The sequence below is a fragment of the Cytobacillus sp. NCCP-133 genome, from assembly GCF_026011715.1.
Lineage (GTDB): Bacteria > Bacillota > Bacilli > Bacillales > Cytobacillaceae > Cytobacillus.
In genome coordinates this window covers 24,684-49,313 of sequence record NZ_BRVM01000007.1, presented here as the reverse complement: position 1 = coordinate 49,313, position 24,630 = coordinate 24,684, and the positions used below count along the sequence as shown (strand labels likewise).

The window sequence follows — 24,630 nt, the reverse complement described above, 5'->3', positions numbered from 1 at the left end:
CGGGCATTTTTTGCCCAGTCCTGGTAGCTAATTTATTTAACCGTTTTCTCAAAAGCTTCAAATTGTTCTTCAATTTCCTTGGATGGCTTGGAAGTTAAAAGGCTGACAACAATGATGGCGATTAAGCTGGCTGCAAATCCTGGAATCATTTCATACAGAATTCCGGATAGGCCGCCACTTGACCAAATAATAACAGTGCTTGCTCCCACAACTATTCCGGCTAAAGCTCCCCATCTTGTCATGCGCTTCCAATACAGGCTAAGAATAATAAGCGGTCCAAATGAAGCACCGAATCCTGCCCATGCATAGCCGACAAGGCTGAGAATCGTTTCATTTTTCTCCCATGAAATAATCAGAGCAACAATCGAAACGAGCAAAACGGATAGCCTTCCAATCGTGACTAGCTCCTTATCTGAAGCAGAACGGCGGAAGAATGTCTTGTACAAATCTTCCGTTAATGAACTTGATGTCACAAGCAGCTGGGAAGAAATCGTACTCATGATGGCTGCCAGAATCGCTGCAATTAAGAATCCAGTAATGATGGGATGGAATAATACCTCACCCAAAAGGATGAAAATCGTTTCTGAGTCTTCAATGCTTAACCCAGTATCTGCAACATAAGCAATCCCAATGAAGCCTGTCAGCATTGCACCGATGCTTGAAAAAATCATCCAGCCCATCCCGATGCGGGTGGCCTTTTTGATTTCCTTCACAGAGCTGATGGCCATAAAGCGGACAATAATATGCGGCTGGCCAAAATAGCCAAGTCCCCATGCAAACAGAGAAATGACGCCTAGGAGGCTTGTCCCTTTAAAAATATCAAGAAGTGCAGGGTTGATGGATCTGGCTGTTTCAATAGCAGGGCCGAATCCGCCCACATGGAAAAGAGTTACTAATGGTACAAGGATCAATGCAATAAACATGATCAGACCTTGAACAAAGTCTGTCAAGCTAACTGCAAGGAATCCGCCAAATAGTGTATAGGCCACTACTACTCCTGTAATAATCCAAAGACCTGTATGATAATCCAAACCAAACGTGCTCTGGAATAATACTCCTCCGGATACCATGCCTGATGAAACATAGAAAGTAAAGAAAATCAAAATAACTAATCCTGAAATCAGGCGAAGAATTTTGGAAGTGTCGCCGAAGCGGTTTTCCAGATACCCGGGAATGGTAATCGAGTCATTGGCTACTTCTGTATAAGTGCGCAGTCTTGGAGCCACATACAGCCAGTTAGCCCATGCTCCCAGTGTCAAACCGATAACAATCCATGATGCGCTTAGGTCTGTCGCGTACATGGCACCTGGCAATCCCATAAGAAGCCAGCCGCTCATATCAGATGCACCTGCACTTAAAGCGGTAACAGCAGGACCGAGTGTTCTCCCGCCAAGCATATAGTCAGATAGATTGGATGTTCTTTTGTAAGCATAATAACCAATCCAAAGCATCCCGATCATATAGACGGTAATGGAAACAAGCAATGCATAATCCATCTGAAAACCTCCTTTAATATTAAGTTTTGTAAATATTTAGATAAAATAAGCTGTGAGAAAGCATCTACAGATCGCTTTCTCATTACTTAGGAAATCTCTCATTAGCTTTATACAGATTTATATTATATCCGGATTTTACTATTTTGGAAGAAAAATAAATTCTAAATGAGTTACTTTTTGAAAATACCTTTGAAGGCAAATGCAATGTTGGCAGGACGTTCCGCCATACGTCTCATGAAATAGCCATACCAGTCCATTCCATATGGAACATAGACACGCATTTTATAGCCTTGCTTCGCAAGTTCCAGCTGTGTTCTGTTCCTCATGCCGTAAAGCATCTGAAATTCAAAGCGGTCGTTTGGAATGTTATGCTTTTTGGCTAGCTCTTTTGTATATTCAATGATTTGGTCGTCGTGTGAAGCTATTGCCGTATAGTTTCCATTTAATAGACTTTGCTCAATTAGTTTTTTATAATTCTCGTCTACGTCTGTCTTTTCAGGAAATGCGTGTTCAGGAGATTCCTTATAAGCTCCTTTGACCATGCGCAAAAACGGCTGATACTTTCCAAGATCCTGAAGGTCTTTTTCGGTGCGGTACAAGTAGGCTTGCAAAACAGTGCTTACGCAGCTGTATTTTTCTTTAAACTGCTTAAACAAGTCGATGGTCGCCTGGCAGCGGGGTACATCCTCCATATCAATTGTAACCATAATATTGTGTTTTTCAGCTGTGTCCAGGATTCGCTTCATATTTTTTACAACGAGATCTCGGTCAATATCCAGACCAAGGGATGTCATTTTAAGGGATACTTGTGAATCTAAACCCTCTCTGCTGATCATTTCAATCGTGGAGATGCATTCTTCTGTCCGTTCGTTCGCAACCTCAACAGAATCCACAAACTCTCCCAAATGGTCGACCGTGACCGAAAGACCCTGATTATTCAAATCTCTTATAAAGCGGACACTGCTCTGAAAGTCCACTCCGCCAATTAATTTACCTGCCGCAAAACTTCCGCCGCGGTTTTGTGCAATTTTATTTAATAAGCTATTTTTTGATAAAAAAAGAAAAAAGTCCCTTGTAATCGCTTCCATTTCATTGAACACCTCCATGGTTATATCTTTAGATTAATCTTACAATTCTGTGACAAGTCCCGACAATGTTCACGAAAAACAAAGATTGCCTCTTTCTTTTGTTGGCGGAAGACAATCGGAGGAGACATTTGCCAAACGATCGAAATTTCAATCTTTTTAAGAGATTAATATATAAGAAAAGTTTCCATATTGTTATTTACATTGCCAAGCATTTGTATTTAAATAGTAATATAGTTTTGAATATTTACTTATTTCTGAAAAATGGGGGTTGGAAGATGAGAAAACAGTTGAAGAAATTTGCCCAGTTTACAGCGCTGTCCAGTTTGCTGGTTCTGTCTGCCTGCGGAGGAGACCAGGCTGCAGGTGACAAAGAGGAGCAAAGCGGCGGAGGAACAGTTAAAGCGGATATTGGCGTTATTTCCTATATCAGCGGTCCTGGAGCAGCCTATGGGGAAGCTATTACAAATGGATTAAAACTTGCCCAGGAAGAGATTAATAGCAAAGGTGAGGTAGAGATAAACCTTGTTATTGAAGATTCAGCCGGCAAGCAAGATCAGGCGTTGACAGCAGCTCAAAAATTGATGAATTCCGAGAATGTGACAGGCATTATCGGACCTACCTTAAGCACAGAAATGAATGTAGTCGGCCCTGAGGCAGATCTAAATGGAGTGCCGATCATGGGAACATCGACTACAGCAGAAGGCATTCCGCAAATAGGAGATTATGTATTCCGCAACTCGCTTCCTGAAGCATTGGCCATCCCGGCTGCAATCGATAAAGCGATTGAAAAATATGATGCTAAAAAAGTTGCAATCCTATATGGAAATGATGATGTATTTACGAAATCGGGATTTGACACGATGAAAAAGGCTGCAGAAGAAAAGGGTCTGGAAATATTGACGATTGAAACATTCCAAAAAGGTCAATCAGACTATAATGCGCAGCTAACAAAAATTAAAGGTTTAAATCCGGACCTGATTTTGGCCTCTGCCCTATACAACGAAGGAGCCGTTATTATGGACCAGGCACGCAAAATGGGTATTGATGTTCCATTTGTAGGCGGAAACGGCTTTAACTCACCTGAGGTAATCAACATTGCAGGTGATGCGGCAAATGGGCTAATTGTGGCAACGCCTTGGTATGGTGAAAAAGAAGATGAAAAGGTTCAGGATTTTGTCAGCAAATATGAAGAAGAATACAGTAAGAAGCCAGACCAATTTGCAGCCCAGGCCTATGACGCGCTTTACATTATGGCAGAAGCATTGAAAAATGCGGGTGAAGCTGACCGTGATGCACTTCGTGATGCATTGGCTGAAGTACAGGGCTTTAATGGTATTCTGGGTGAGTTCTCCTTTGATAAGGAAGGGGATGTTGTGATGGATCCAACTGTCCTAGTGATTGAAGATGGAGCTTTCAAGGTTTTTGAATAATAAATGTAATACCAAGTAAAGCTCTGGCGCCAATAGTGCCTGAGCTTTACTTTTAAAAATTGAGATTCCAAGTTTTATATAAAAAATGTTAGTAGGTGGATAGCCGTGTTAATTGAACAATTAATAAACGGAATTACCCTTGGCAGTATTTATGCCATCGTTGCACTTGGGTTTACACTAGTCTTTGGGGTGCTTGGCATTATTAACATGGCGCATGGAGAGATCTTTATGTTTGGCGCTTTTATCGGTGTTGTTGTGACTGCTACATTCAAAGGACCGCTTTGGCTCGCTTTCCTTGCCGCCATATTGGTAACTGCTGCAATGGGGTATATGCTTGAACGCTTTGCTCTAAGGCCACTGCGAAGTAAACAAGGTGTTTCACATTTGGCGCCATTAATTAGTACAATTGGTGTTTCAATCTTACTGGAAAACCTATCCCATCATCTCTTTGGTCCGGGGAATCATCCATTTAGGGCTTCATTTGCAGAAATAAGCTTCCAAATCGGATCGATTACCGTATATCTCGTGCAGATTGTCATTTTTATCATTTCTGTACTTCTGATGTATGCACTTTCTTTTTGGCTTGGCAAAACAAAGGCAGGCAAGGCGTTAAGGGCAACAGCGGAAAACCTTGAAACGGCAAGCCTTCTTGGTGTTGATGTAAAAAGAACGATCACGATGACCGTTATCATTGCATCGGCTATGGGAGGAATTGCCGGCATCCTGGTCGGAATGGCATTTAACTCTGTTACGCCGCAGATGGGATTATCCATAGGGCTGAAAGGGCTTGCCATCATTATTCTCGGCGGTATGGGGAATGTCAAAGGAGCAATGGCAGGCGGGCTGATCCTTGGATTAGCAGAAACCTTTGTTGTTGTTTACGGGAATTCCGGCTACAAGGATGCAATCGCTTTTGTGGCCATTATCGTCATACTTCTCATTAGGCCTCAAGGATTGTTTGGCCAAAAAATTTCAGCATAAGAAGGTGAATCCATGCTAGCAGAATTAATCAATCCATATCACTTACAGGTTGCTTCCTTTATATTAATTAATATTATCTTAGGGGTAAGCATTTATATAACTCTATCAACTGGACAGCTGTCCCTTGCCAATGCAGGGTTTATGGGAATCGGCGCCTATACTTCCGCACTTCTGACGCTGAATTTTGACCTTCCGATTATTGTGGGAATACTGGCAGGAACCTTAATGGCGGGTTTATTCGGAATTATTATTGGAATTCCAACTTTAAGGCTTCAAGGCGTCTATCTGGCGATTGTTACTCTTGGCTTTGGAGAAGTGATCCGTGTTATTTTTGTAAACTGGGAGTCGCTGACAAAGGGGGCTGTTGGTTTATCAGGAATACCACATATGGGGCGTGAAATCCTGAAAACGTTAAAAGGCTTTGGCTTTGATCCGAAGGTATTCGGCCTGCAAAATAACCAGTTTGTATTCTTAACTATTTTTCTGCTCTTATTAGTCATTACCATCAGCATTATTATGTTTTTTAGAAGGCAAAACCGTTCCAGGGTCGGACGGGCCTTTGCAGCGATAAAGCTTGATGAAAAAGCAGCGGAGTCAATGGGGATCAATATTACTTATTATAAAGTTCTTGCGTTTGCACAAGGTGCTTTAGTAGCAGGATTTGCCGGCACATTGTTTGCGCACGTGCTTGCTTATATAAGTCCTGCTGATTTTGCTTATCACCGTGCAGTCGAAATTTTAATTTTTGCAGTCTTTGGGGGCAGTGAAGTTATTTGGGGACCGGTATTTGGGGCGCTATTCTTGACCGTCATGCCGGAAGTGCTCCGTTTTATCAGCGAATATCGCTATATGATTTACGGATTAATCATCATTATAATGATGGCTGTCCGTCCTCAGGGACTTATTGATGTAAATATTTTAAACTGGATTAAGCTGAAAACGTCAAAGAGGAGGCAAAAGCATGGTACTTCAAGTCAAAAAAGCATGTAAAAACTTTGGCGGGCTGAGTGCCCTGTCTGATGTCTCATTTTCCATAAACAAGGGTGAAATCTTTGGGTTGATCGGTCCGAATGGAGCCGGTAAAACAACGATGTTCAATTTGATTACCTCGATGTTTATTCCGACTTCAGGCGAAATCCTATTTAACGGAGATAACATTAATGGCCTGAAGCCTCACCTGATAACAAAAAAAGGGGTCTGCAGGACATTCCAGAACATTCGTCTATTTCCCCAAATGACAGCTGAGGAAAATGTAATGGTAGGGGAACACTGCCGAAGCAAAGCAGGAGTATTCAGCAGTGTTTTTCGGACAAAAATGCAGCGACAGGAAGAAGAGAGAATCAGAAACAAATCCAATGAATTGCTTCAATTTGTTGGTTTAAAAGGGTATTCGGATGTTGTTTCGGACAGCCTGGCATACGGCCAGCAAAGGAGATTGGAAATTGCCAGGGCATTGGCCAGCAGCCCGAAGCTTCTGCTTCTTGATGAGCCTGCTGCGGGAATGAATGAAACAGAGACAAGCGAACTTTTCCATCTTATTAAAAAGATACAAGAGCAGGGGGTTACGGTACTGCTTATCGAGCATGATATGCCTCTTGTAATGAAATTATGCGATCGAATTGCAGTACTCAACTTCGGAAAGAAGATTGCAGAAGGCACACCGGCAGATATCCAGAATAATCCTGATGTCATCGAAGCCTATCTCGGCAGCGAGGAGGATGATTTGTATGCTTAAAGTAAGCGGCATTTCCGCTTTTTATGGTAGGATCCAGGTGCTAAAGAACATTGGTCTGGAAGTAGCAGAAGGCAGCATTGTTACTATTCTGGGTGCAAACGGGGCAGGCAAAACAACCACCATGAAAACTATTTCAGGACTCCTGAAACCACAGCAGGGCAGCATCGAATTTCAAGGTGAGGAAGTAAAGGGGCTGCGGCCTGATCAGCTTCTGAGAAAAGGAATTGCTCTTGTCCCGGAAGGCCGGCAGATTCTATCCGGGATGACGGTGCTCGAAAATCTTGAAATGGGTGCATATCACCGAAAGGATAATGAGATTGACCGGGATATTAAAGCTATAATGGGGAGGTTTCCGATTCTTGAAGAAAGGCAGAAGCAGCTTGGGGGGACTTTATCAGGCGGCCAGCAGCAAATGCTTGCCATTGCCAGAGCAATCCTCAGCAAGCCGAAGCTTCTGCTCCTTGACGAACCATCAATGGGGCTGGCGCCGCTTGTAGTGGCTGATATTTTTAAAATTATTAAAGAAATTAACGAAGCCGGTACAACAGTTCTCCTGGTAGAACAGAATGCAAGGCAGGCTCTGCGCATTTCTGATTATGGATATGTGCTGGAAACCGGAAAAATCGTAGCAGAAGGAAGTGCTCATGAACTGTTGAATGATCCAAGAATTATGGAAGCCTATCTGGGACGGAAATCAAGTTAATCTATTTTTGAAGGCCAAATCTACTGATTTGGTCTTTTGTATTTAGGAAGGGAAGATTATGTTAAAATCGATTCGTGAATAAATTTAGATAAGAAAACAATATCGGAGGACAGATGAAAAAGATTAAAAAGTTTTTTAAGAGAATGTTCATGTTTCTATTAATTCTTGCTGTGTTCATGTTTGCCAATAACAGCTCATTGTTTACTAAAGAAAGAGAAGAACAGCCATTGCTGCTGGCGCACAGAGGAATGGCACAGACCTTTTATATGGAAGGAATAACTGGGGATACGTGTACGGCAGAGCGAATTTATGAACCTGAACATCCTTTTATTGAAAATACAATTCCATCCATGGAGGCAGCTTTTGAAGCCGGAGCCGATGTAGTAGAATTAGACATTCAGCTGACAAAAGATGGCCAGTTTGCTGTTTTTCATGATTGGACACTGGAATGCCGGACAGATGGCCAGGGGGTTACCAGGGAACATACAATGGAGGAACTGAAACAGCTCGACATTGGATTTGGTTATACAGCCGATAAGGGAAAAACTTTTCCGTTTCGCGGAAAAGGGACCGGACTTATGCCTTCGCTTGATGAAGTAATAGAGCATTTTCCGGAAGGGAATTTTTTATTCCATATCAAAAGCAATGATCCGAATGAAGGCAAACAGCTTGCTGAATATCTTTCAAATTTTCCGGAAAGCCGGCAGCAGGAAATAACGGTATATGGGGGAGATGAACCTATTGCTGCGCTTCAGGAGATAATGCCTGGCATGCGCGTAATGTCAAAGGCAACCCTCAAGAGCTGTCTCTTGCCCTATCTGGCAGCTGGCTGGACAGGATATATATCTAATTCCTGTAAAGATACGCAGCTGCATATCCCTGAATCTTATGCAAAATGGATGTGGGGCTGGCCTAATAAGTTTTTAAACCGTATGGATAAAGCAGGCACAAATGTCATCGTGGTTGCAGGCGACGGCGGCTGGTCTGAAGGCTTTGATAAACCAGCAGATTTGGGGCGGCTTCCTGCTGACTACTCCGGGGAAATATGGACAAACCGGATTGATCTAATTGCACCCCATTATAAAGGAAATTAACGCTTGGTGTATCCAAGCTTTTTTTAGGCTATTTTCACAAACTTTGTTACTTTTTAAACAAGAAGGAAGGAAAGGTTGATTTATTTTATTAGGTCAATTTCTGTTTTTATAGACTGTTTAACTTTGGCATCTTCACACAGAAGTATAAGGGAGACTGCCCATTTCTAATTTTTTACAGGAAAATTATTTAAAAATTTTGTAAAAAGGGATATTATATATATAGCATTACAATATTTAGTTTACCGAAGGATTTCTCGTGCCTGTTTATACATATATTATAATTTACAATTACAGCTAGGGGGACTACGGATGGTGAGGATTTTATCATACATAAAGCCGTACCGGATCGCGGCAGCGGTTGCTCTATTGTTAATGCTGACAGAGCTCGTAGTTGAGCTTATTCAGCCATTGTTAATGGCAAAGATCATAGATAACGGTATTATGAAAAATGACCTTCAGGAGGTTATGAAATGGGGAGGACTAATGGCCGGAGCTTCTTTTGCCGCTTTTGCTGCAGGCGTAATCAATTCTTTCTATGCTGCCCATGTTAGCCAAAGCTTCGGTTTTGATGTTAGAAAAAGCTTATATGAAAAAGTGCAATCCTTCTCTTTTGCCAATTTTAATCGTTTTCCGACTTCTTCTCTAATTACAAGGATGACCAATGATATTACACAACTGCAAAATACAGTCTTCATGAGTCTTAGAATTATGATGAGAGCGCCTCTTTTAATTATCGGCGGCCTTGGGATGGCATTTGTTGTGAACACAAAACTGGCGCTTATTTTATCTGCAGTGGCACCTTTTCTGTTTCTTTTCCTGTTTTGGGTGATGGGCAAAGGGGGAGCAAAGTTTAAAGTGGTTCAGGAAAAACTGGATGCTGTAAATAGTGTTATGCAGGAAAATTTGTCAGGCATGCGTTTAATAAAAGCCTTTGTCCGCAGAAACCATGAGGTGAAACGGTTTACAGGAACCAATGAGGATCTTAGAGATGGAACAGTCAAAGCATTGCGGCTTATGGAAGTAACCATGCCGGTGCTGCTGCTGATTATGAACCTTTCCATTCTGGGTGTACTATGGTTTGGGAGCATCCAGGTCAATACAGGGGATGTGAAGGTGGGAGAAGTGGTCGCAATTATCAACTATGCGACCAGGATAACGGCTGCTTTTTCGATCTTTTCCTGGATTATTATGGCCTTTTCGAGAGCCAGTGCTTCTGCAAATCGTGTCACTGAGATATTGGAAACAGACGTTGATTTAGCGGATCTTTCCGACTCTCGAAAAGATTTAACAGTGAATGCAGGGAAAATTGAATTCGCAAATGTCTCATTTCAATATCCGGAAATGTCTGAAAAAGTTCTCGAAAATATCAGCTTTATTATTAATCCGGGTGAAACGGTTGCCATCCTTGGTGCCACGGGAGCGGGCAAGACCTCTTTATTCCAGCTCATTCCCCGACTTTATGATGTAACTGGGGGAGAAGTTAAAATTGATGGGCATGATGTTCGTGAGATGAAAATGGAGAACCTCCGCAGGAAGGTCGGCTTCGTGCCGCAGGAAGCCTTGCTTTTTACAGGAAGTGTGAAAGAAAACATATCATGGGGCAAGGAAGGTGCCGCCATGGAGGAAATGACTGCAGCTGCCGTGAATGCTCAAATTCACGAAACCATTATGAAGCTTCCTCAGCAATATGATACAAGAGTGGGACAAAAGGGTGTTAATCTATCCGGCGGGCAAAAACAACGATTGTCGATTGCGCGGGCTCTTGTCAGAATGCCGAAGATTTTGCTGCTGGATGACAGTACAAGCGCATTGGATATGAAAACAGAAGCAAAGCTGCTTGGCGCTTTAAGGGAGTATACTTGCACAAACTTGATTATCACGCAGAAAATTAGGACCGCAATGGAAGCGGACCGGATTTTGCTGCTGGAGGATGGAAAGCTGCTTGCTGAAGGCGATCATGATAGCCTGCTCAAAACATCAGAATTATACAAACGAATTTTCCAATCCCAATCAGAAGAGGAGCATAGAAACTATGCTTAAACAGCTGAAAAGACCTTTCCAATATAAAAAAATCCCTCTCCAGCTCGATGAAAAGGTTTCACCGGGGAAAAAGGCCAAATCAAAAGATATGGGTGCAACTTTAAAGCGGATTTGGACCTTTCTTTCCTATAATATTAGCCTGCTGGTCCTGGTTCTTTTCATGGTACTCATCAGTTCCGCATTGGCTTTGCTGGGCCCATTTTTAGTTGGGATGGCCATAGATGATTATATTGTCACGCAAAGTAGCGATGGTTTTATCACCTTGCTGGCATGGCTGGCAGTGATCTATGTGTTTCATTCGCTTTCGCTCTGGTTCCAGAACTATTGGATGATCGGCATTGCCCAGGAGACTGTTTTTACAATGAGAGCTAAGCTTTTCAGGCAATTGCATAAGCTGCCGATTCCTTTCTTTGATAAACGACAGCAAGGAGAATTAATGAGCAGGGTTACCAATGATATTGAGAACGTCAGCTCCACCTTGAATAGCTCAGTTATCCAGGTGTTCTCCAGTTTGCTTACTCTAATTGGCACGATTTCTGTGATGCTGTGGCTAAGTCCGCTGTTGACGATGATCACGCTCATTATTGTTCCATTAATGTTTCTGGGCATGAAATGGATTACAAAAAGGACACGAAAACTATTTAAGGAGCAGCAGAAAAATCTGGGTGAACTGAATGGTTTTATTGAAGAAACGATATCAGGACAACGAATCATCAAAACCTTTTCACAGGAGAAGAAAGTTATTGCCGATTTTCATGAAAAAGGGGAAAAGCTTAGAAGGGCAGGATTTTGGGCACAGACCTTTTCAGGGTTTATTCCGAAGCTGATGAATGTACTGAATAACCTGAGCTTTGCCATTATTGCAGGTATAGGGGGCATTTTTGCTCTAAACGGAATGATCTCGATTGGTGTCATTGTTATATTTACCGAGTATTCCCGTCAATTTACCCGTCCGCTGAATGATCTGGCAAATCAATTTAACACGCTGCTGTCTGCGATTGCAGGTGCTGAGCGGGTATTTGACATAATGGATGAAGAGGAAGAGTTTAAGAATGAAAAGGATCTTAAGGAGCTTTCTCGCATTAGAGGGGAAGTCGAGTTCAGCAATGTTTCATTTTCATATGAAGAGGATGGCAATACAATTAGGAATGTTAGCCTCCATGTGGAAGCGGGACAGACGGCTGCCTTCGTAGGACCGACTGGTGCAGGGAAAACGACTTTGATTAATTTACTTTCGCGTTTTTACGAGCTGGACACAGGAAGCATTTTAATAGACGGCCAGGATATCTCCCTTGTGAAAAAAGAAAGTCTGCGGAAGAATATGGGCTTTGTCTTGCAGGACTCCTTTTTATTCAAGGGTACGGTCTGTGAAAATATCCGCTATGGAAGGCTGGAGGCGTCAGATGAAGAAGTGGTGAAAGCAGCAAAGCTCGCAAACGCCCATTCTTTTATCATGAAGCTCCCCCAGCAATACGAAACCGTCTTAAGCCAGGACGGAAGCAGTATCAGCCAGGGGCAAAAGCAGCTGTTATCCATTGCGCGGGCGTTCCTTGCTAATCCCAGCATTTTAATTTTGGATGAGGCGACAAGTAGCATTGATACTGTGACAGAGCTGAAAATCCAGGATGCCCTGCATGAACTGATGAAGGGCCGGACCAGCTTCGTCATAGCTCATCGCCTAAATACGATTCAAAGTGCAGATAAGATTTTTGTACTTGAAGAGGGGCGGATTATTGAAGAAGGTACGCATGAATCGCTTCTCAAGCAGGAGGGCGTTTACGATCAGCTGCATGGTAAAGCTGCTGTTGGTGCACATGCATGAGATTAGGATCACCTGCTGCAGGCATCCTGAGAAGGCGGGCTTGAGCAATTTCAACCCGCCTTTAATCTATCTATTAAGCTTTAAGAGGATCCCTTTAATTCGAAAACCTCATAGCGAAGTCAATAAGCATTTTTTCATATAAATGAACTGAATGCGGAAGAACATATTCTTTATCACCGTGCCAGTTTAAGCCGGATGGGCCAAACTCGATAGCTGGTATTCCATAATTGGCGAAAAAGACCGTATCCGCAGAACCGTGCTGCCCAAAGAACACTGCTTTATCTTCCGTATGTTTTTCAACGATCGGTTCGAGCATTAAGATGAAGGGGTTATCCCTTTCGGTAACAAGGGGTTTGCTGAACATATTGATGATTACTTCGCCATCTGTAATGTCTTCAATTTGTTTGATGACATCTTCATGATTCTGTGTAGGCAAGTAGCGGATATCATAGGACATCACACATTTTTCTGGAACTTTATTATATACATCCCCGCCATGTATTTTAGCAAGATTAATAGATGGGTATGGATAGAAGTCGGACGATTCATTTGTAAAAGGCAATTTCAGCAGTTTTTGATGAACTTCAAAAGCCTTCTCTATAGCATTGATTCCCTCCCAAGGACGGCTTCCATGAGCGGGATCACCTTCAATTTCAATATCCAGCCTAATAACGCCTTTTGCTTCCAGCGCGATCCCTAGTTGTGTCGGCTCGGAACAAATGATAAAATCACCGCGATACCCCTGCTCTGCAAGATAGCCGGAACAATTAAACCCGCCAATTTCTTCATCTGATACAATTTGGAGCTGTATTTTCACGCCTATTGGTTTATTGTGAAGCTCTTTAACCGCGCACATCATCGCAGCAACACCTGCTTTCATATCTGCTGCGCCGCGGCCATAAATTTTATCTCTAACTTCCACAGGAATAAATTGCTCTTCCTTTCCTGATACAACATCGACATGGCCATTAAAGATGACGGTTTGATCACCGCTTCCAATTTCACAGACAGCCATTTTATATCCGTTGTTCTCAATCAATTCAGAAGGAAGGTTATGGCCTGACAGCCACTGGTGGCAATATTCGATTGCCCGGTTTGCCCCTTCCTTGGCAGAGCTGTTAATTGAAATGAGATCCTTCAATACATTCTCAAGCATATTATAAAAGGTCCTCCTTTTGGTTGTATCTGCATACGTTTTACAAACATATTATTTCTATTCCCGGCTTTGGGCAGAAGAAATCGTACTTTTAAAAATTTCTTTTAGAAGAAGGCCTTTCATTCCCTTCAAGGCGATAGTTATCTAAATTCTAAGACATAAATTTTGATACTAAAAAAGGAACTAAAGTTCGGTTCCTTAATCTCTCAAGCTATTTTACAGGCAGCATTATTTCCTCAACATTTCTACCGTCAATATTCATTCTGTGTAAATGATATTCACTGCCAGCTTTCCCAAATCTTTTATCTACCATAAAATAAATGGTTTTTCCATCTGGATAAATGCCCCTTTTCTAGTAACTGGACAAAAAGGTAAGATAATCAGGCTGTTTACTTATTCACGTATTTATCAACAAATTAAATCTTGATTTAAAAGTGATCCACAAACTTATCAACATTATCCACATAATCCATTAGAACTGTACACGGAATGTTATTAATATCCATAGAGATATATAAATTCACTGGTAAAAGCAGTTCATTTGACTTATTAACATTATTCACACCCTTGTGGATAAATAACTGTTCACAACTTGATCAAACTTAGCCCAATATTTGTGAAGAGTTGGTGAAGTGCATTGCAGAATGGCGTTAGAAGGAGTATATTAAAAGTGAAGAAAGATAGTGAAACATTTCACAAAATGATCACCATAGCATCCTTTCTTCCAAAGAGCTGGCCGGCTTTTAAAAACCCTATATGGGTTAAAAATTTTTTTCAAATCATGTGAATAATTTCACAATATTAAATATGGAGATGATGATCATGAGATGGTGGAAAACTCCGCAAGCGGCAGCAGCGTGGACGATATTAAGAATTTGGCTTGGAATACAGTGGTTTGAAGCAGGATGGCATAAAATAGCAGATGGATTTGATGCAGGCGGATTTATGCAGGGGGCCATTGCAAAAGCAGGCGGCGATCATCCGGCAGTTCAGGCCTGGTATGCAGGATTCCTTGAAAGAGCAGCAGTCCCTAATGCAGAATTATTCAGCTTTTTAGTCGCATGGGGCGAAGTTCTTGTTGGTATTGGACTTATCCTTGGTGCTGCAACCATCCCGGCTTTAATCGCAGGAGCATTTATGAACCTTAACTTCTTAATGGCAGGAACTACAAGCACAAATCCAGTATTATATACTGCAGCAATCATCCTTCTCTTTACCGGAAGCGGTGCGTATTTCTGGGGTGTTGATAGATTTGCAATCCCTTATGTCAAGACCTGGATGAAAAAGGGAGGGCACGGAATCGGAAAAAGAGTAGCACATAATCACTGAATTCAATGAGAAGAAGCAGGGATTTGGTTCCCTGCTTCTTTTTTAGAGCTGAAAAGAGATATTACCATGGGACAGCTTAGCGTTTTTGTCTGTTTCTTGCACGCTGGTCTGCCGCCTTGGAGCGTGCCATTGCCTCGAGGTCATCATGGTCGGCAAGATCGCGGTCGAACTCCACGTCTAAGCCGTCTGATTTCAGTTTTTTAGGTACTTGTGGAAGTGATCCCTTATTTCTGTCACGAGTTTTATGTCCATGTGCACGGCCCATTATGAAAACCCCTTTCAAGAATAAAAGTACGGAAACTGATTGCTTCCGTACTTTTATCTTGTGCCATTTTAAGGGCTGTATAAATGGTAATTAATGTTTTGGCTGCCTTCCGGCAAATCCGCCGGCTTTATCCGCTCTTTTAAATTCTCTTGAATAAATTACTTCCTGCATGCTGGATAATGTACTCTTTGATTTGTCTTTTTTCTTTTTGTCCACTAAGGATCATCCCTTCCGAAATAAAGTTCACTTCCCTTATTTTCCCCTTATTTTAAAAAATGATACTAAATTTTAGTGCAAATTTCTTTCATTTGAAAGATTAATGCTGTTGTCAATCTTCATGAGATTAATTTGCATTAATCCGGATGCTTAACGACGATATCAACACTTTGCGGTCCAATTTGGTTGTTAACCAGGATGATTAACAATGTTTACTTCTCTATCGCTTTAATATCGTCCGCGATGCAATCAAGAGTAAATGTCCCGGAGAGCTACTCTTAAATCTTTAAATAAAAAATCATATCCGAAAGCTTGGAGCTTTTCAGGCACCACTTTTTGCCCTTCCAGTACAAGGGAGCTCATTTCACCAAGGACCAGTTTTAATGCAAAGCCCGGAGCTGGAATCCAATGGGGGCGATTAAGTACCTCCCCAAGTATTTGGCCAAACTGTCTCATCGTCACAGGATTGGGGGAGGAAAAGTTTACTGAGCCTTGCAGCTGATCTTGTTCAATGCAAAAGTCGATTCCCTTAATAACATCGTTTAAATGGATCCAGGAAACCCATTGTCTGCCTGTTCCGACTGTTCCCCCTGCAAATAACTTATAAGGCAGCGCCATTCGTGGAAGGGCGCCTTCATTTTTATCCAAAATGATCCCAAATCGGCAGAGAACAGTGCGGACTTCCCATTCTTCTGCTTTAGAGGCTTCCATTTCCCAACGCCTTACTGTCTCTGCGAGAAAATCAGTGCCAGGTTTTTTACTGGCTTCTGTAAATAGGCTGTTTTCTGATGTTCCATAATATCCGACTGCGCTGGCATTGACTAGTGTATAGGGTTTTTCCTCAAGCCGGCTAATGATGCGGACAACTTCTTTTGTAGCCGATAGACGGCTCTCTAAAATTCGCTTTTTACGCACTCCTGTCCATCGCCCGCTGTTAATGGATTCGCCAGCCAGGTTTATAAACACATCAATTCCTTCAAGCTCATCCTCTGGCGAATCTTCTTTGTTCATCCATTGTACATATTGAAGCTTTTTAGAATTATGTTTATTGGCTGCATTTCTCGTTAAAATAAATAGTTCATGACCATTTATTAATAAATGTTCCGACAAGGCGCTTCCAACAAAACCGGTGCCGCCTGCTATGGCTATTCTCATGGGAAATTCCCCTTTCAAGTGGCAATACTTATAAAAGCATTTATCAAAAATGGCTGTAAATAAGGTTCGCTAATTGAATGGAACGTGCTGGAACCTCGCTTTTCTCTTTTCTGATATTTTACGATGTTTTTTTCAAAAACCTTTTTTAGATGTGTTACATTTATAAAAAGAGGTGGAGAAAATGCCAATCGTTACGAAAATTACTGTCCAGAAAAAGAATAAAGACCGCTACAGTATATATATGGATTTTGGCAAAGGTGAAGAATATGCATTTAGTGTCGATGAAGATGTATTAATTAAACACCAGCTGAAAAAAGGGCTGGAACTTGATAAATTCGCACTAAGTCAAATTGGCTACCAGGATGATATCCGAAAAGCATATAATACGGCTATTCAGTATTTATCCCGAAGAATGCGTTCAGAAACCGAAGTCCGCAAACATTTAGCAGAAAAAGAAGTTGACGAACCCGTCATTCAGGAAGTAGTTCACAAATTATATACGTATCAATTTTTAAACGATGAAGAGTATGCAAAAGCTTTCGTGCGTACCCAAATGAATACATCAGATAAAGGGAAAGGATTAATCCGTACTGAACTCAAACAGAAAGGTATTTCCCCTAAATCAATTGAAGAAGCATTGGAGGAGTATTCTTGGGAAGCTGAACTTGAAACAGCAAAAAGGCTATGTGAAAAGCAGGCCCAAAAACTCTCCCGTGATTCATCGAAGATACTCAAGCAAAAACTGGAACAAATGCTGATGCGTAAAGGGTTTAAATTCGAAATTATTCAAGAAGCTATTTCTAAAACAGAAGTTGAAAAGGAAGAGGATGAAGAGCTTGCAGCCTTAAAGTTCCAAGCAGAGAAAGCAAAGAAAAAATATGCTAGGCTCCCTGAATTTGAATATAAACAAAAAATGAAACAAACTCTTTTCCGAAAAGGCTTTTCCTTTGATCTAATTGAGCAATACCTAAACGAAGAAGGTAATCTATATAAATAACACATGGCGAAAACCATGTGTTATTTGCCTTTAGATTGTATTACAATTGTATCTTCATCCATGCTGTTCAAAATTATTTCTGCCACTGCTTCCGGGGAGCGCAGCCTTGATTTGTCCTTGATATGGTCGCTTTCATCCCAAAAGGGCGTGTCCATGCCGCCCATATAGACTGCTTTAACCTCAATATTTGTATCTTCGAGTTCTTTCTGAAGGCTTTCTGTAAAGCCTCTCACCGCAAATTTGCTTGCAACGTAAACAGATTCATTTACTTTTCCTTTTAAACCTGCAGTAGAAATGATATTCATTAGCAAGCCTTCGTTTTGGTCTTTTAAATAAGGCAATACAGCCTGGGACATATAAATGGAGCCTAACACATTTGTATCGAGCATCTCATGTATTTCTTGCTGTGTTAGACCTTCGAATGGACCGAAATGACCAACTCCTGCATTGTTTATCAATCCGAATAGAGAAAAGTTTTCAGCTGCATCTTGTATGAATGGGCGGATCTCATCTGGTTTAGTAACATCAACTGAAAAAGATTGAGCGCTTCCGCCATTTTCGCGTATTTCCTTTTCAACCCTTTTTAATTTGTCCAGAGTCCGTCCTATTAGAATGATATGAAAGCCTTGTTTTGCGTACAATAAGGCCAGTGCCTTCCCTAATCCGGATCCTGCACCGGTTATAATGAGGGATTTCATATGTTATCTCTCCTTTTTGAGAACTATAAGTACCATTTTAGCAAACTCCGTATTTTTTTACTTTGCACGAGTCTTTTCTAAGTAAGCATTTTCCCATATACTTAGCTATGTAATTAGTTTTAAAACACAGATGTCCTATAACTTAGACTAGCCAAAATAAAGAGCAATTATCTAATGAAAGTATGAGGGATTCAAAATGCAGGAAAAAAGATACAGCACCATGACTACATATGAACTTCAGCAGGAGATTGCCGCGTTAAACGAAAAAGCCAGGAAAGCAGAGCAGATGGGTATGGTAAATGAGTACGCTGTACTCGAGCGAAAAGCCATAATGGCGAAAGCCTACCTGCTCAATCCGGATGATTTTAAACCAGGAGAAATCTATCAAATTGAAGGTGATCCTGGAACATACTTTAAGATTGAATATATGAATGGAGTTTTTGCTTGGGGCTTTCGTTTAAATGGAACAAAAGGGGAAGAAGCATTGCCGATTTCTATACTAAAACAAATAGAAAAGAAAGAGGATGAATAGACATCCTCTTCCAAAAAATTATGATCTCTTTCTGGTTTGTCTTTCTAAAATGATGAGGTCTTGAGTTTGCTGGGTTTCTCCGTTTACTTGCGAATGGGCTTTTTTAGGCCGAAAGTGCGGAGAAGTAAACGGACTGGAATACGGATTGTCTCCAAAGAATTTTTTGCTGTTTCCCATAACCAAGCCTCCTCGATTAGTTAAAATTCTGGTGTATCACTTGTGCGGTTTGATGAAGCTCTCATTCGTTCCTGAGGGTGTGTATTGATCGTGCCATCTGCCCGGCGTGAAGCATATTCAGCTTTAGCCCTAGGCTCACCCTCCAATTTATTGTTATTTTGATTTGGGAAATTTCTCGCTTTATTGCGCATAAGCAGCCTCCTAATCCGGAATAAGAGCGTGACCGGCATAAAGGCCAATCACGTAATACTATTATTTGTTTTTTTCCGCAGGGTATGAAGGAAACAGGAATTTAATAAATGGTAATGGGGTGATAATTATGAATGAATACCAGCAAAAGCTTTATGTGCTTTTATTGGAAAAGAATGATAAGCTGTCGGCTAGCCAGGCCCAAACCTGGATAGAGCTTCTTTGGGAGGACTTTGAAGCTACTTATGCCAAAGCAGGCAGAGAATATAAAGGCAGTGAAATGACAGAGCGGATCGTAAGGCAATGGGTAGATAATTATGGCAGCAGACTCCATGAATTTGTGGCTAACAATCCTAAATATAAGCATTTGCTTGAGCAGGATAAAAATAAACTACATTAAAAACAGGCTGCCTTTCGAGGGCAGCCTGTTTTCGGCTTTATACTAGCTAGAATAAATCACTATCTGATTAACCGGTTAACCGGGAAGAATATCCAGTTTTTTTCGGAGTTTTTCTTCACTGAAAATCCAGCCGGTATAAGAAGACTGAATGGTTAAATCCCGGTCAAGCTGGACAACAGCGACAAATGGATAATGTCCATTGCTCCGATAGCGGAGATCGATGAAGCGCACTTCATAATAATCATCATATTCATCCACTTCCCACCGGTAAACCGGTGAAAAAGACAGAAAGGCCGAGAGATTTTTATCTTTTTTGGCTGCTTCAAGTACAGGGGTTTCGGGTACAGGAACACGGTTAAATTGATCCAGAATCCGAACATGATTCTTAACAGCACGGCCTACGAAAAACTGATGCTTGCTCATAACCGCAACTCGCCAATGGTTAAACCTCATAGTTGGGGCAATAATGATTTCAGTGGCGTCCGGAACTATAGTCTTTACAGCATTCAGGACACTCCTCTGGGCTTGGAAGCGGATCAGATAGTACATGACAATGATGCAATAGATCATTAAAAATGTATACCCAGGATGGGCGCCAAATGCCCAGATAAATAATCCCACGACATGAATCCCAAAGATAAAAGGGTCAAACGTGTTAATGATTCCTAATGCGACCCATTTCGACGAAAAAGGACGGAGAGCCTGGGTTCCGTAGGCGTTAAATATGTCGACAAAAACATGCAGGAAAACAGCCAGAAATGTCCAAATCCAAAGGTGTAGCAAATTGGCTTCCGGAAAAAAGGGATAAATGACAGCCAATATGAAAAGCGGCCATAGCAGAACAGCCGGAATGGAATGGGTAATCCCCCTGTGGTTGCGTATATAAACTGCATTATTCCTAAGTTTTAAAACAGTATCAATATCAGGTATCTGTGAACCGACGACTGCTCCAATCATCACGCTTGTTGCCGTAGCAGAGCTCTGCGCTACAACTGGGTCAAGAGTGGCTATCCCGCCAATCGCCAATCCCATTACTACATGTGTACCAGTATCCAAGCGGACAGGACCTCCTTCCTTCAGGGTTATTATAAAAAGACATAAAGAGTTATAACTTTGAACGTCGATAACTTCTAGCGCAAGCCTTGAGGTCACAAGCCAATCCTGCTAAAAAACGCCTTTCCGTGAGGCTCGTCTTGTGCTTGTCGGGGGTGGGCAAGGCGCCTTGCGCTTTTCTTAAGTGTATCAACAAATTTCTTGTCATAACAGCTAATTATGGGTACCTTTAAAGGAGTTGCTTAGGTAATGAAACAAAATGTTCAAATGATTGTGCAATATGAAGTCAAAGGCTGTTCACTTTCTCAGTATCAGGCTGTAATGGATAAGATTATTGAAATGCTGCCTTCCTATGATGCAGCAGATATCAAGGTTTCCCAATATGCTGCTGGATCTTATAAGATTATAGAATCTTTTAATGTCCCAACAGAGTCCCATTATTTTGCGCTGAAAAAACTTCGCAAATCTGCAAAGCACAATGTATTTGGCAGCTTGGATCCCATTATATCCGGTGGATTGGCTAAAATGGATTGCTGGGCTTTAAAAAAGCAACTGTACTAATATATTCCCATATTTCCGATAGTTTAACATCAGGAGGAGCAAAAATTGAAAAATGTAAGTCAAAATACGATTGAGTCAATGGATATAAATATGTTTCAGGATGCTTTGCTCAGCTGGTTTGAAGCCGAGCAAAGGGACCTTCCCTGGAGAAAAGACCAGGATCCTTACAAGGTTTGGGTTTCGGAAATCATGCTTCAGCAAACACGAGTGGATACCGTTATTCCTTATTTTCATCGCTTTATTAAGCAGTTCCCGACAATAAAAGCTCTTTCTGAAGCTGATGAAGAGAAGGTATTAAAGGCCTGGGAAGGCTTAGGCTATTATTCCAGGGCAAGGAACCTGCAGGCAGCTGTCCGGGAGGTCCATGAAAAATATGGCGGGAAAGTTCCAAGCAGCCCAAAAGAAATTTCATCATTAAAAGGGGTAGGGCCCTATACGGCAGGAGCGATTTTAAGCATTGCCTACGGTATTCCTGAACCGGCGGTAGATGGCAATGTGATGCGTGTCCTTTCCCGTATCCTCTCCATTTGGGATGATATTGCAAAGCCTTCATCAAGAAAAATTTTTGAAGCTGCTGTAAGAAAGCTGATCTCACACGAACATCCATCCCATTTCAATCAGGCGCTGATGGAGCTAGGCGCTTTAATTTGTACTCCGACTTCGCCATCCTGCTTATTATGTCCCGTCCGAGAGCATTGTACGGCATTACATGAGGGGACACAGCACGAACTTCCCATAAAAACGAAAACAAAGAAACAGCGAAATGTGCAGCTGGCAGCAGCTGTCCTTGCCGATGACCAGGGAAGAATCCTTATTCATAAAAGGCCAGAAAAAGGCCTGCTTGCAAATCTATGGGAGTTTCCTATGGTAGAAATTAATCTGGCTTATATAAATGAAAAAGAGCAGATGAAGGGTGCATTTCACACACAATATGGTGCACAAGCTGAGATAGATGAAATGACAGGGCAGATTGAGCATGTTTTTTCGCATTTAACTTGGAACATTAATGTTTACAAAGGAAGAGTTAAATCATTAAATAAGGAAAAGGCAGATCTAAAATTAGTCAGCATGGATGAAATGGAAGTTTATCCTTTTCCAGTTTCCCATCAAAAAATGTTCAAACAATATTTGGAAAGTGAAAAATAAAAAAGGGGGCTGCATGATGCCCCCCCAAAAAAATATTTAATCGTAGCTAACACGGGTTCCGTGGGTATAGTCAGCTTCCTGACGCTTTAAACCGCCTCTATTTTCAATTTCTTCAATAATTTCCCTGTGAATGGTTTGCCCTTCGGCATTTAAATAAGGCATAATCTGCTGGAAAGAATGATGATAAAATGCGAGTTCACTGTCCTTCCAGTCATTTTTTGGCATCATGGAAAGTTCAGTCATATCACGGCCGACAAACATACGCAATCTTCCTTTCATCACAATTAATTACTGATAGTGTTATAATCTGAATTGCCATCTATACATGGAAAAAGCTAAAATGAAAAACGTGTAAGGGATTTTTTTATCTTGATTCCGGGATATCAATATCTAAACAGGTTAGGAATACATATTGAGAAAGGAAATGAAATATGACACAAAAAGTAGCACTTATTACAGGAAGCAGCAGAGGAATTGGTAAAGCTACAGCCATCAGGCTGGCAAAGGAAGGCTATGATATTGTCATCAACTATGCACGCAGCAAGGCCGCTGCCAATGAGACAGCAGCCGAAATTGAGGCACTGGGCAGAAAGGTGCTGGTTGTAAAGGCTAATGTTGGGAATGTAGAAAAAATAAAAGGGCTTTTTCAGGAAATTGACCGTGAATTTGGAAGGATAGACGTATTTGTAAATAATGCGGCTTCTGGTGTACTGCGTCCGGCGATGGAGCTGGAAGAATCACACTGGGATTGGACCATGAATATTAACAGCAAAGCCTTGCTTTTCTGTGCGCAGGAAGCAGCAAAGCTCATGGAGAAAAATGGGGGAGGAAAAATTGTAAGCATCAGCTCCTTGGGTTCAATCCGCTATTTGGAAAACTATACAACTGTTGGTGTTTCCAAAGCAGCTTTGGAAGCTCTCACACGCTATTTGGCTATTGAATTGGCTCCAAAAAACATTGTCGTAAACGCTGTTTCGGGAGGTGCGGTTGATACAGAAGCACTGAAGCATTTCCCGAACCGTGCTGAGCTTTTGGAAGAAGCCAAGACGAAGACCCCTGCTGGACGTATGGTGGAAATTGAAGATATGGTCAATACTGTCATGTTCTTATTAGGTGAAGAGTCAAGCATGATCCGCGGACAAACCATCATTGTGGACGGAGGAATCTCACTACTCGTCTAGTTTATTTACTGGGTATTTTTGGATTTCAAAAAAGTTGGATAGTTTGCTCCTCTCGGGGATACATTAATGAGCGTGGAGGTGATTACAATGGCTAAACAACCAAACCAAACTCAAGCTGGAACTAACGTTCAAGAAGTAAGACAGCAAAACGCTCAATCAGCTGGCCAAGCTGGACAAGGACAATTCGGTACAGAATTTGCCAGCGAAACGAATGCTGCAGAAGTAAGACAGCAAAACCAGCAAGCTGAAGCTAAAAAGGGTCAAAACGCCGGCCGTCAAAGCCGCTAATTAAATTAGCACCATACTTAAAGAAGAAACCGCCTTCGATTGGGATAGGCGGTTTCTTTTTTGCTTTCTAAACAGATTTGTTCATTTTTTGAAGAGCATATTTTAAGGTCAAAAAAACAATCCAGAATAAAATAACTTTAACGAAAGAAATTTGTTCGAATAAAGAAGTATGTGTGGAGCGGTCAGGCGATAAAATAGACCACCATACAGGTTCAAGGTAAATATTTGAGGCTGTAATCCATAGGAGAAACAGGAAAAATATAGCGAACCAATACAATTTCATCAAGCTTATTCCTTTCTCAATTAGTCATGTTGGAAAAATTATAAAGTGGCTGGTTCAAACTTAACATACTAATCGACAAAACTTCCATTAAGTCAACAGAAGTAGTCAAAGGGTTGAAGGGAGGAACAGCGAATTATACATACTAGAATATCAAAGGGACGGTGAATCGATCATGAAAAACTTTAACAGTCTGGTATCAGACCAAATGAAAACGATGGAAAAGCTTTTGTATTTGCAAAGTGAATTAGAACGCTGCCAGGAAATTGAGGAAGAACTTAAAGCAATCCAGCAGGAGACGGAACTGGAAAGTGTGCAGTACGAAATTGCTAGGATGAAAGCTGAACTGAAAGAAATCCACCATGTATTTGAAGAGCAGACAGAAGAGGTGATCCGTTCATATCAGGAGGTAAATGTAACCGTTTAATGATCATTATCAAAACAATCATTCTCTTACAAGTTCAGCTAGTATATCCTTTTGGGGCAGCCGTTGATACATTTCAATGGCTCTTTTGTTTTAAAAATTTCCTTTTACCGTTATAATAGTAGAAAACAGGAATCGTACTTTGTTGCCTTTTGCCTATGAATTGTATTAGTCATGCTTTAAATAAAGAATTT

Annotated in this window: 28 protein-coding genes; 17 read left to right on the top strand and 11 right to left on the bottom strand. The window is 41.4% G+C overall.

Annotated elements, in window-relative coordinates; translation table 11 throughout:
- Nucleotides 1-32: 32 nt before the first annotated feature.
- A complete protein-coding gene (gene putP / locus NCCP133_RS10300; RefSeq protein WP_264804869.1) occupies nucleotides 33-1,496 on the bottom strand; it encodes a sodium/proline symporter PutP in 1,464 nt (487 codons plus the stop codon).
- Between the two features lie 170 nt (nucleotides 1,497-1,666).
- Nucleotides 1,667-2,584: a proline dehydrogenase family protein gene (locus NCCP133_RS10295; RefSeq protein ID WP_264804867.1), complete on the bottom strand. Its 918-nt coding sequence runs from the start codon at nucleotides 2,582-2,584 to the stop codon at nucleotides 1,667-1,669.
- A 275-nt stretch (nucleotides 2,585-2,859) separates the two neighbouring features.
- Here NCCP133_RS10295 and NCCP133_RS10290 point away from each other — a divergent pair, with 275 nt between their 5' ends.
- From NCCP133_RS10290 to NCCP133_RS10255, 8 genes are all read left to right on the top strand, one after another.
- The gene (locus NCCP133_RS10290; protein ID WP_264804866.1) at nucleotides 2,860-4,014 is read left to right on the top strand and encodes an ABC transporter substrate-binding protein; all 1,155 of its coding nucleotides are present in this window, start codon (nucleotides 2,860-2,862) and stop codon (nucleotides 4,012-4,014) included.
- A gap of 105 nt (nucleotides 4,015-4,119) precedes the next feature.
- A complete protein-coding gene (locus NCCP133_RS10285) occupies nucleotides 4,120-4,995 on the top strand; it encodes a branched-chain amino acid ABC transporter permease (RefSeq protein WP_264804865.1) in 876 nt (291 codons plus the stop codon).
- 12 nt (nucleotides 4,996-5,007) lie between these two features.
- Complete coding sequence (locus NCCP133_RS10280) at nucleotides 5,008-5,985, top strand: branched-chain amino acid ABC transporter permease (RefSeq protein WP_264804864.1); 978 nt, start codon at nucleotides 5,008-5,010, stop codon at nucleotides 5,983-5,985.
- Entirely contained in the window at nucleotides 5,957-6,730 is a 774-nt protein-coding gene (locus NCCP133_RS10275) for an ABC transporter ATP-binding protein (protein WP_264804863.1), read from the top strand. The genes NCCP133_RS10280 and NCCP133_RS10275 overlap by 29 nt, the downstream gene beginning before the upstream one ends.
- On the top strand, nucleotides 6,723-7,433 hold the full coding sequence (locus tag NCCP133_RS10270) for an ABC transporter ATP-binding protein (protein ID WP_264804861.1): 711 nt from the start codon (nucleotides 6,723-6,725) through the stop codon (nucleotides 7,431-7,433). The genes NCCP133_RS10275 and NCCP133_RS10270 overlap by 8 nt, the downstream gene beginning before the upstream one ends.
- Nucleotides 7,434-7,546: 113 nt before the next feature.
- On the top strand, nucleotides 7,547-8,527 hold the full coding sequence (locus NCCP133_RS10265) for a glycerophosphodiester phosphodiesterase family protein (protein WP_264804860.1): 981 nt from the start codon (nucleotides 7,547-7,549) through the stop codon (nucleotides 8,525-8,527).
- A gap of 309 nt (nucleotides 8,528-8,836) precedes the next feature.
- A complete protein-coding gene (locus NCCP133_RS10260; protein ID WP_264804859.1) occupies nucleotides 8,837-10,567 on the top strand; it encodes an ABC transporter ATP-binding protein in 1,731 nt (576 codons plus the stop codon).
- A complete protein-coding gene (locus NCCP133_RS10255; protein ID WP_264804858.1) occupies nucleotides 10,560-12,389 on the top strand; it encodes an ABC transporter ATP-binding protein in 1,830 nt (609 codons plus the stop codon). Before NCCP133_RS10260 ends, NCCP133_RS10255 begins: the two co-directional genes overlap by 8 nt.
- 94 nt (nucleotides 12,390-12,483) lie before the next feature.
- Here the strand turns inward: NCCP133_RS10255 and NCCP133_RS10250 are convergent, their stop codons facing one another.
- Nucleotides 12,484-13,545, bottom strand: a complete 1,062-nt coding sequence (locus NCCP133_RS10250; RefSeq protein ID WP_264804857.1) for a M20 family metallopeptidase — start codon at nucleotides 13,543-13,545, stop codon at nucleotides 12,484-12,486.
- A gap of 822 nt (nucleotides 13,546-14,367) precedes the next feature.
- Between NCCP133_RS10250 and NCCP133_RS10245 the strand changes: the two genes are divergently transcribed.
- Nucleotides 14,368-14,874, top strand: coding sequence for a DoxX family protein (locus NCCP133_RS10245; RefSeq protein ID WP_264804856.1), 507 nt, complete (start codon nucleotides 14,368-14,370; stop codon nucleotides 14,872-14,874).
- A 76-nt stretch (nucleotides 14,875-14,950) separates the two neighbouring features.
- Here NCCP133_RS10245 and NCCP133_RS10240 read toward each other — a convergent pair whose 3' ends face one another.
- From NCCP133_RS10240 to NCCP133_RS10230, 3 genes are all read right to left on the bottom strand, one after another.
- Nucleotides 14,951-15,139: a YfhD family protein gene (locus tag NCCP133_RS10240; RefSeq protein WP_264804855.1), complete on the bottom strand. Its 189-nt coding sequence runs from the start codon at nucleotides 15,137-15,139 to the stop codon at nucleotides 14,951-14,953.
- Between the two features lie 90 nt (nucleotides 15,140-15,229).
- Nucleotides 15,230-15,355 (bottom strand): YfhE family protein, encoded by a 126-nt coding sequence (locus tag NCCP133_RS10235; RefSeq protein ID WP_264804853.1) that lies wholly within the window; start codon nucleotides 15,353-15,355, stop codon nucleotides 15,230-15,232.
- A gap of 249 nt (nucleotides 15,356-15,604) precedes the next feature.
- Complete coding sequence (locus NCCP133_RS10230) at nucleotides 15,605-16,510, bottom strand: TIGR01777 family oxidoreductase (RefSeq protein ID WP_264804852.1); 906 nt, start codon at nucleotides 16,508-16,510, stop codon at nucleotides 15,605-15,607.
- Nucleotides 16,511-16,691: 181 nt separating this feature from the next.
- On the opposite strand from NCCP133_RS10230, the gene recX reads away from it, so the two are divergent.
- On the top strand, nucleotides 16,692-17,507 hold the full coding sequence (gene recX / locus NCCP133_RS10225) for a recombination regulator RecX (protein ID WP_264804851.1): 816 nt from the start codon (nucleotides 16,692-16,694) through the stop codon (nucleotides 17,505-17,507).
- Between the two features lie 20 nt (nucleotides 17,508-17,527).
- On the opposite strand, the gene NCCP133_RS10220 is transcribed toward recX, so the two are convergent.
- Nucleotides 17,528-18,205, bottom strand: coding sequence for an SDR family NAD(P)-dependent oxidoreductase (locus tag NCCP133_RS10220; RefSeq protein ID WP_264804850.1), 678 nt, complete (start codon nucleotides 18,203-18,205; stop codon nucleotides 17,528-17,530).
- A gap of 196 nt (nucleotides 18,206-18,401) precedes the next feature.
- On the opposite strand from NCCP133_RS10220, the gene NCCP133_RS10215 reads away from it, so the two are divergent.
- Entirely contained in the window at nucleotides 18,402-18,737 is a 336-nt protein-coding gene (locus NCCP133_RS10215; protein WP_264804848.1) for a YfhH family protein, read from the top strand.
- An 18-nt stretch (nucleotides 18,738-18,755) separates the two neighbouring features.
- On the opposite strand, the gene NCCP133_RS10210 is transcribed toward NCCP133_RS10215, so the two are convergent.
- Together NCCP133_RS10210 and NCCP133_RS10205 are read right to left on the bottom strand one after the other, a co-directional pair.
- Nucleotides 18,756-18,914, bottom strand: coding sequence for a YpzG family protein (locus NCCP133_RS10210; RefSeq protein ID WP_264804847.1), 159 nt, complete (start codon nucleotides 18,912-18,914; stop codon nucleotides 18,756-18,758).
- Nucleotides 18,915-18,934: 20 nt separating this feature from the next.
- Nucleotides 18,935-19,105: a small, acid-soluble spore protein K gene (locus NCCP133_RS10205; RefSeq protein WP_264804846.1), complete on the bottom strand. Its 171-nt coding sequence runs from the start codon at nucleotides 19,103-19,105 to the stop codon at nucleotides 18,935-18,937.
- A 128-nt stretch (nucleotides 19,106-19,233) separates the two neighbouring features.
- On the opposite strand from NCCP133_RS10205, the gene NCCP133_RS10200 reads away from it, so the two are divergent.
- Nucleotides 19,234-19,503: a YfhJ family protein gene (locus NCCP133_RS10200; RefSeq protein WP_264804845.1), complete on the top strand. Its 270-nt coding sequence runs from the start codon at nucleotides 19,234-19,236 to the stop codon at nucleotides 19,501-19,503.
- 75 nt (nucleotides 19,504-19,578) lie between these two features.
- Here NCCP133_RS10200 and NCCP133_RS10195 read toward each other — a convergent pair whose 3' ends face one another.
- Nucleotides 19,579-20,559 carry a metal-dependent hydrolase gene (locus NCCP133_RS10195; RefSeq protein WP_264804844.1) on the bottom strand — a complete coding sequence of 327 codons (981 nt, stop codon included), beginning with the start codon at nucleotides 20,557-20,559 and terminating at the stop codon, nucleotides 19,579-19,581.
- A 246-nt stretch (nucleotides 20,560-20,805) separates the two neighbouring features.
- Here NCCP133_RS10195 and NCCP133_RS10190 point away from each other — a divergent pair, with 246 nt between their 5' ends.
- Nucleotides 20,806-21,117 carry a hypothetical protein gene (locus NCCP133_RS10190; protein WP_264804842.1) on the top strand — a complete coding sequence of 104 codons (312 nt, stop codon included), beginning with the start codon at nucleotides 20,806-20,808 and terminating at the stop codon, nucleotides 21,115-21,117.
- A 78-nt stretch (nucleotides 21,118-21,195) separates the two neighbouring features.
- Nucleotides 21,196-22,263 (top strand): A/G-specific adenine glycosylase, encoded by a 1,068-nt coding sequence (gene mutY / locus NCCP133_RS10185; protein WP_264805008.1) that lies wholly within the window; start codon nucleotides 21,196-21,198, stop codon nucleotides 22,261-22,263.
- A 36-nt stretch (nucleotides 22,264-22,299) separates the two neighbouring features.
- On the opposite strand, the gene NCCP133_RS10180 is transcribed toward mutY, so the two are convergent.
- Complete coding sequence (locus tag NCCP133_RS10180) at nucleotides 22,300-22,524, bottom strand: hypothetical protein (RefSeq protein ID WP_264804841.1); 225 nt, start codon at nucleotides 22,522-22,524, stop codon at nucleotides 22,300-22,302.
- Between the two features lie 170 nt (nucleotides 22,525-22,694).
- Between NCCP133_RS10180 and fabL the strand changes: the two genes are divergently transcribed.
- From fabL to NCCP133_RS10165, 3 genes are all read left to right on the top strand, one after another.
- Nucleotides 22,695-23,444, top strand: coding sequence for an enoyl-[acyl-carrier-protein] reductase FabL (fabL, locus tag NCCP133_RS10175; protein WP_264804839.1), 750 nt, complete (start codon nucleotides 22,695-22,697; stop codon nucleotides 23,442-23,444).
- An 87-nt stretch (nucleotides 23,445-23,531) separates the two neighbouring features.
- Nucleotides 23,532-23,732: a gamma-type small acid-soluble spore protein gene (locus NCCP133_RS10170; protein WP_144542318.1), complete on the top strand. Its 201-nt coding sequence runs from the start codon at nucleotides 23,532-23,534 to the stop codon at nucleotides 23,730-23,732.
- 455 nt (nucleotides 23,733-24,187) lie between these two features.
- Entirely contained in the window at nucleotides 24,188-24,439 is a 252-nt protein-coding gene (locus NCCP133_RS10165; RefSeq protein ID WP_264804838.1) for a YgaB family protein, read from the top strand.
- Nucleotides 24,440-24,630 lie beyond the last annotated feature (191 nt).

Excerpts from the sequence above, each read along its gene's own strand:
- putP (WP_264804869.1), bottom strand. The coding sequence starts at position 1,496 with ATGGATTATGCATTGCTTGTTTCCATTACCGTCTATATGATCGGGATG.
- NCCP133_RS10295 (WP_264804867.1), bottom strand. The coding sequence starts at position 2,584 with ATGGAAGCGATTACAAGGGACTTTTTTCTTTTTTTATCAAAAAATAGC.
- NCCP133_RS10290 (WP_264804866.1), top strand. The coding sequence starts at position 2,860 with ATGAGAAAACAGTTGAAGAAATTTGCCCAGTTTACAGCGCTGTCCAGT.
- NCCP133_RS10280 (WP_264804864.1), top strand. The coding sequence starts at position 5,008 with ATGCTAGCAGAATTAATCAATCCATATCACTTACAGGTTGCTTCCTTT.
- NCCP133_RS10275 (WP_264804863.1), top strand. The coding sequence starts at position 5,957 with ATGGTACTTCAAGTCAAAAAAGCATGTAAAAACTTTGGCGGGCTGAGT.
- NCCP133_RS10270 (WP_264804861.1), top strand. The coding sequence starts at position 6,723 with ATGCTTAAAGTAAGCGGCATTTCCGCTTTTTATGGTAGGATCCAGGTG.
- NCCP133_RS10265 (WP_264804860.1), top strand. The coding sequence starts at position 7,547 with ATGAAAAAGATTAAAAAGTTTTTTAAGAGAATGTTCATGTTTCTATTA.
- NCCP133_RS10260 (WP_264804859.1), top strand. The coding sequence starts at position 8,837 with ATGGTGAGGATTTTATCATACATAAAGCCGTACCGGATCGCGGCAGCG.
- NCCP133_RS10255 (WP_264804858.1), top strand. The coding sequence starts at position 10,560 with ATGCTTAAACAGCTGAAAAGACCTTTCCAATATAAAAAAATCCCTCTC.
- NCCP133_RS10250 (WP_264804857.1), bottom strand. The coding sequence starts at position 13,545 with ATGCTTGAGAATGTATTGAAGGATCTCATTTCAATTAACAGCTCTGCC.
- NCCP133_RS10245 (WP_264804856.1), top strand. The coding sequence starts at position 14,368 with ATGAGATGGTGGAAAACTCCGCAAGCGGCAGCAGCGTGGACGATATTA.
- NCCP133_RS10240 (WP_264804855.1), bottom strand. The coding sequence starts at position 15,139 with ATGGGCCGTGCACATGGACATAAAACTCGTGACAGAAATAAGGGATCA.
- NCCP133_RS10230 (WP_264804852.1), bottom strand. The coding sequence starts at position 16,510 with ATGAGAATAGCCATAGCAGGCGGCACCGGTTTTGTTGGAAGCGCCTTG.
- recX (WP_264804851.1), top strand. The coding sequence starts at position 16,692 with ATGCCAATCGTTACGAAAATTACTGTCCAGAAAAAGAATAAAGACCGC.
- NCCP133_RS10220 (WP_264804850.1), bottom strand. The coding sequence starts at position 18,205 with ATGAAATCCCTCATTATAACCGGTGCAGGATCCGGATTAGGGAAGGCA.
- NCCP133_RS10215 (WP_264804848.1), top strand. The coding sequence starts at position 18,402 with ATGCAGGAAAAAAGATACAGCACCATGACTACATATGAACTTCAGCAG.
- NCCP133_RS10210 (WP_264804847.1), bottom strand. The coding sequence starts at position 18,914 with ATGGGAAACAGCAAAAAATTCTTTGGAGACAATCCGTATTCCAGTCCG.
- NCCP133_RS10205 (WP_264804846.1), bottom strand. The coding sequence starts at position 19,105 with ATGCGCAATAAAGCGAGAAATTTCCCAAATCAAAATAACAATAAATTG.
- NCCP133_RS10200 (WP_264804845.1), top strand. The coding sequence starts at position 19,234 with ATGAATGAATACCAGCAAAAGCTTTATGTGCTTTTATTGGAAAAGAAT.
- NCCP133_RS10190 (WP_264804842.1), top strand. The coding sequence starts at position 20,806 with ATGAAACAAAATGTTCAAATGATTGTGCAATATGAAGTCAAAGGCTGT.
- mutY (WP_264805008.1), top strand. The coding sequence starts at position 21,196 with ATGGATATAAATATGTTTCAGGATGCTTTGCTCAGCTGGTTTGAAGCC.
- NCCP133_RS10180 (WP_264804841.1), bottom strand. The coding sequence starts at position 22,524 with ATGTTTGTCGGCCGTGATATGACTGAACTTTCCATGATGCCAAAAAAT.
- fabL (WP_264804839.1), top strand. The coding sequence starts at position 22,695 with ATGACACAAAAAGTAGCACTTATTACAGGAAGCAGCAGAGGAATTGGT.
- NCCP133_RS10170 (WP_144542318.1), top strand. The coding sequence starts at position 23,532 with ATGGCTAAACAACCAAACCAAACTCAAGCTGGAACTAACGTTCAAGAA.
- NCCP133_RS10165 (WP_264804838.1), top strand. The coding sequence starts at position 24,188 with ATGAAAAACTTTAACAGTCTGGTATCAGACCAAATGAAAACGATGGAA.